Origin of the sequence: Moorena sp. SIO4A5, from assembly GCF_010672005.1 — a bacterium.
Lineage (GTDB): Bacteria > Cyanobacteriota > Cyanobacteriia > Cyanobacteriales > Coleofasciculaceae > Moorena.
The window spans coordinates 1-3101 of the sequence record NZ_JAAHHZ010000579.1 but is presented as its reverse complement, the minus strand read 5'-3'; the positions used below and the strand labels follow the sequence as shown (position 1 = coordinate 3101).

Here is a 3101-nt window from a genome sequence, read left to right as displayed (position 1 = left end):
TTTTTTCCCACTGTGACTAGTCTTCCCAAAAAAAGAAATCTAGAATCGATTAGGCAAAGAAAAAGGCAAAAGGCAAATTTATTTCCCCGACTCCCGACTCCCGACTCCCATTAACCCAGTAATTTGTGCCTCACCGAATTGATAACTGCTATATGACAACTAAGGCAAACAGCTTTTTAGGATTAGTGATTGGCAATTCTCGGCTACATTGGGCTTGGTTTGTGGATAACACCCTGAAAAAAGCCTGGGATACCAACCATCTAACCCCAGCAGCTGTAGCGCAGTTAATCAAGAACTGGAGGTCTAATGTAATGTCAGCGGAAATTTTCCCACCCCAGTTAGCAGCTCAGAGATTAGACCCATCCAATCCATTACCCCTTTACATCGCTTCAGTAGTACCTGCCCAAACAGCACTTTGGCAAAACTATTCCGATACTACAATATTGACCCTGGAAGATTTACCCCTTTCCGGACTATATCCCACCCTAGGCATTGACCGCGCCTTGGCCGTATTTGGTGCTGGTCATAGGTATAGTTATCCAGTTTTAGTTATTGATGCTGGTACTGCTCTAACCTTTACTGGGGTTAACCAAAACCTACAGCTAATCGGAGGAGCTATCTTGCCAGGATTGGGATTACAGTTACAGTCTCTAGCACAAAAAACTGGAGCATTACCGGCCATTGAACTACCAGCTCAGTTACCAAAGCGTTGGTCTCTGGAGACATCAGAGGCAATAGCAAGTGGTGTTGTCTATACAGTATTGGCTAGTATCCGGGATTTTATTGAGGATTGGCAAAGGGAGTTTCCCAACAGTCCGATTGCTATGACTGGCGGCGACTCTGAGCAGTTAGTTACTTATTTCCAATCCCAATTTCCTGCAATAGCGGCTCAGATTATTGTTGATCCTTACTTAATCTTTTGGGGAATATTGTCAGTGGTTGGTAGTTAGTTGCTGCGGTGACTTTTGTGGGGAATTAAGCAACGGTGATATTACCCTCAAAATAGTCCTGTAACTGACGGTCATGGTCATGGCTGAGGTTTCCCTTAGGGATAGCTTCCGGTTCAAACGCCTTGACTTCACTAATTTCCAATACGTCCTGTACCTCCATGGTTCCGGTGACATCAGCTTCTACCAGAATACAGATAGAATGAACTCTGGGATCTCTTCCTGGTGCTGAGTAAACCCCAAATAACTGGCGAATCTTGAGCAACTCCAGTCCAGTTTCCTCAAATAATTCCCGTTCGATAGTCGTTGGAATATCTTGACCCCAGTTAACTATCCCTCCTGGTAGAGCCCACTTACCATTGTCACGACGTCGAACTAGCACAATTCGCCCATCCGGCAAGAGTGGAATGATGCTCGTACCGGTAATAGGATGTCGAAATATAATCCCGATAACGGTTTGGACAAATTGCCATAATCTTCTCATGTGATGATAGGGCTGTTGAGTGTGTGTGTTGCTTTTACTGACTGCTATGATAGACATTATGGATGCAAGTTCGGTAACGTCAGTGATTGAAAAGTCCATTGTGATGCAATTCAACGTTGAACGTCTGAGTAGTTAACAGCTAGGAGCCTAAGGAATACCTGACCGGTTCACAGGCGAATCACTTCTGGTTAAATCTCTGTCTTGATGCAAAGCGCTAATGGGGTGGCCTCCTTTGACCGCACCGGTAGTCGCTCATGGGGTGTCCTGCTTTGACCGCGCTGCATCAATGTCATAACCTGGGTAGATATGCACCAGTGCTTCGCCCTCTCACCGACCTTCATCTGAACATTTTCGATCAGATGGACAACTCTAAATGACTATATACATTGGCAACCTAGATTATCAGGTTACCTCTGAAAACTTACAGGAAGTATTTCAGGAGTATGGTACAGTATCAAAAGTAGCAGTTCCTAAAGATAGGGAAACAGGTCAAGGGCGTGGATTCGCTTTCGTTGATATGGGGACAACGGATGAGGAAGATTCGGCCATTGCTGAGCTAGATGGTGCAGAATGGATGGGACGTTCTATGCGCGTCCGTAAAGCTAGACCAAAAAATAACGACAACGACAACAATCGCGGAAATCGTAGTCGCAGTGGATTCTAGAAACACTAGGCTTCGAGGACAATCAAGAAGTCTGGTTTGGAAAACTAACCATTTTCCTTTCCCGTGGGTGACATGGGTAACTTAAATAAACCAAGCTGAATTTATGGTAAGACTTGGGTTTGATAGTGTTTTTGTTTTTTTATCAATGAGGTAAACATGGCAAAGCGCCGCAATCTAAAAAAGGAAAAGGCGCAGCGGAATCAAGCTTACGCCCGTAAGTTTCGGAAATCCAAGCGTAATACGGGCCGTTTTTCCAAAAATAGACGGTACGGTACTAAACCTCCTAAGTCGGAGGAAACAACAGCAGAAAATAATGAGGATAATAATTACCAAGGTGGTACTGGTGCGATGTAATGAGTCAGTTATCAGCTGATTCCTGATATTCCCATAAGTAACTACCCTAGTTGATTAACTACTGCTGTCAATGTAGAAAATTTAGGAGTATCTAGTCAGGAGCTTCGAGTCAGGATAAGTCAAGTTTATGTTATTGGAATAAACAAAAGTAAAAGTATGTTTTAATCCAAAAACTAACTAAACATCTTTAGTTCTGATCCGAAGTTTCCCGCTCCTAACTTCCCTATTATTAAGTATTTTTGTACTGGCGCAAGAATGGCGCAAGCAAGACTGACCTACGGTCACGCTACGCGATTGAGAAGATCTAATATTAGAGATAAATTAGCGATCAATCATGATTTGAATTTAGGCGATCGCATGCATCCTCAATCCCTCGCCTAACCTGGTCAAAACCAGTGCCACCATAACTATTCCGACGAGCGACGACTTGAGTAGGGGCAATGGCTTGATAAATATCCTCTGCAAAGGCTGGATGCAACTCTTGCCACTGTTCGAGGCTCAAATCCTTCAGTAACTTCCCAGATGCCAAACAACCTCTGACCACCTTACCCACCAGATTGTAGGCTTCCCGAAACGGAACCCCTTTTGAGGCTAAATAGTCAGCGACATCGGTAGCGTTAGAGAAATCTTCAGTAACTGCTGATGCTAAACG

Annotated in this window: 4 protein-coding genes and 1 pseudogene; 3 read left to right on the top strand and 2 right to left on the bottom strand. The window is 44.1% G+C overall.

Annotated features, from left to right (window positions below; translation table 11 throughout):
• The first annotated feature begins 152 nt into the window (after positions 1-152).
• Positions 153-950: a pantothenate kinase gene (locus F6K57_RS41345; RefSeq protein ID WP_293063160.1), complete on the top strand. Its 798-nt coding sequence runs from the start codon at positions 153-155 to the stop codon at positions 948-950.
• A 25-nt stretch (positions 951-975) separates the two neighbouring features.
• Here F6K57_RS41345 and F6K57_RS41340 read toward each other — a convergent pair whose 3' ends face one another.
• The gene (locus tag F6K57_RS41340) at positions 976-1431 is read right to left on the bottom strand and encodes an NUDIX hydrolase (RefSeq protein ID WP_293074914.1); all 456 of its coding nucleotides are present in this window, start codon (positions 1429-1431) and stop codon (positions 976-978) included.
• A 373-nt stretch (positions 1432-1804) separates the two neighbouring features.
• Between F6K57_RS41340 and F6K57_RS41335 the strand changes: the two genes are divergently transcribed.
• Together F6K57_RS41335 and F6K57_RS41330 are read left to right on the top strand one after the other, a co-directional pair.
• Positions 1805-2095: an RNA-binding protein gene (locus F6K57_RS41335; RefSeq protein WP_075902425.1), complete on the top strand. Its 291-nt coding sequence runs from the start codon at positions 1805-1807 to the stop codon at positions 2093-2095.
• Between the two features lie 156 nt (positions 2096-2251).
• Positions 2252-2449, top strand: coding sequence for a hypothetical protein (locus F6K57_RS41330; protein ID WP_070394677.1), 198 nt, complete (start codon positions 2252-2254; stop codon positions 2447-2449).
• Positions 2450-2777: 328 nt separating this feature from the next.
• Here F6K57_RS41330 and F6K57_RS41325 read toward each other — a convergent pair.
• Positions 2778-3101 (bottom strand): annotated as a pseudogene (locus F6K57_RS41325) (argininosuccinate lyase); the annotation flags it as partial.

Coding starts and splice junctions, on each gene's coding strand:
- F6K57_RS41345 (WP_293063160.1), top strand. CDS start 153: ATGACAACTAAGGCAAACAGCTTTTTAGGATTAGTGATTGGCAATTCT.
- F6K57_RS41340 (WP_293074914.1), bottom strand. CDS start 1,431: ATGAGAAGATTATGGCAATTTGTCCAAACCGTTATCGGGATTATATTT.
- F6K57_RS41335 (WP_075902425.1), top strand. CDS start 1,805: ATGACTATATACATTGGCAACCTAGATTATCAGGTTACCTCTGAAAAC.
- F6K57_RS41330 (WP_070394677.1), top strand. CDS start 2,252: ATGGCAAAGCGCCGCAATCTAAAAAAGGAAAAGGCGCAGCGGAATCAA.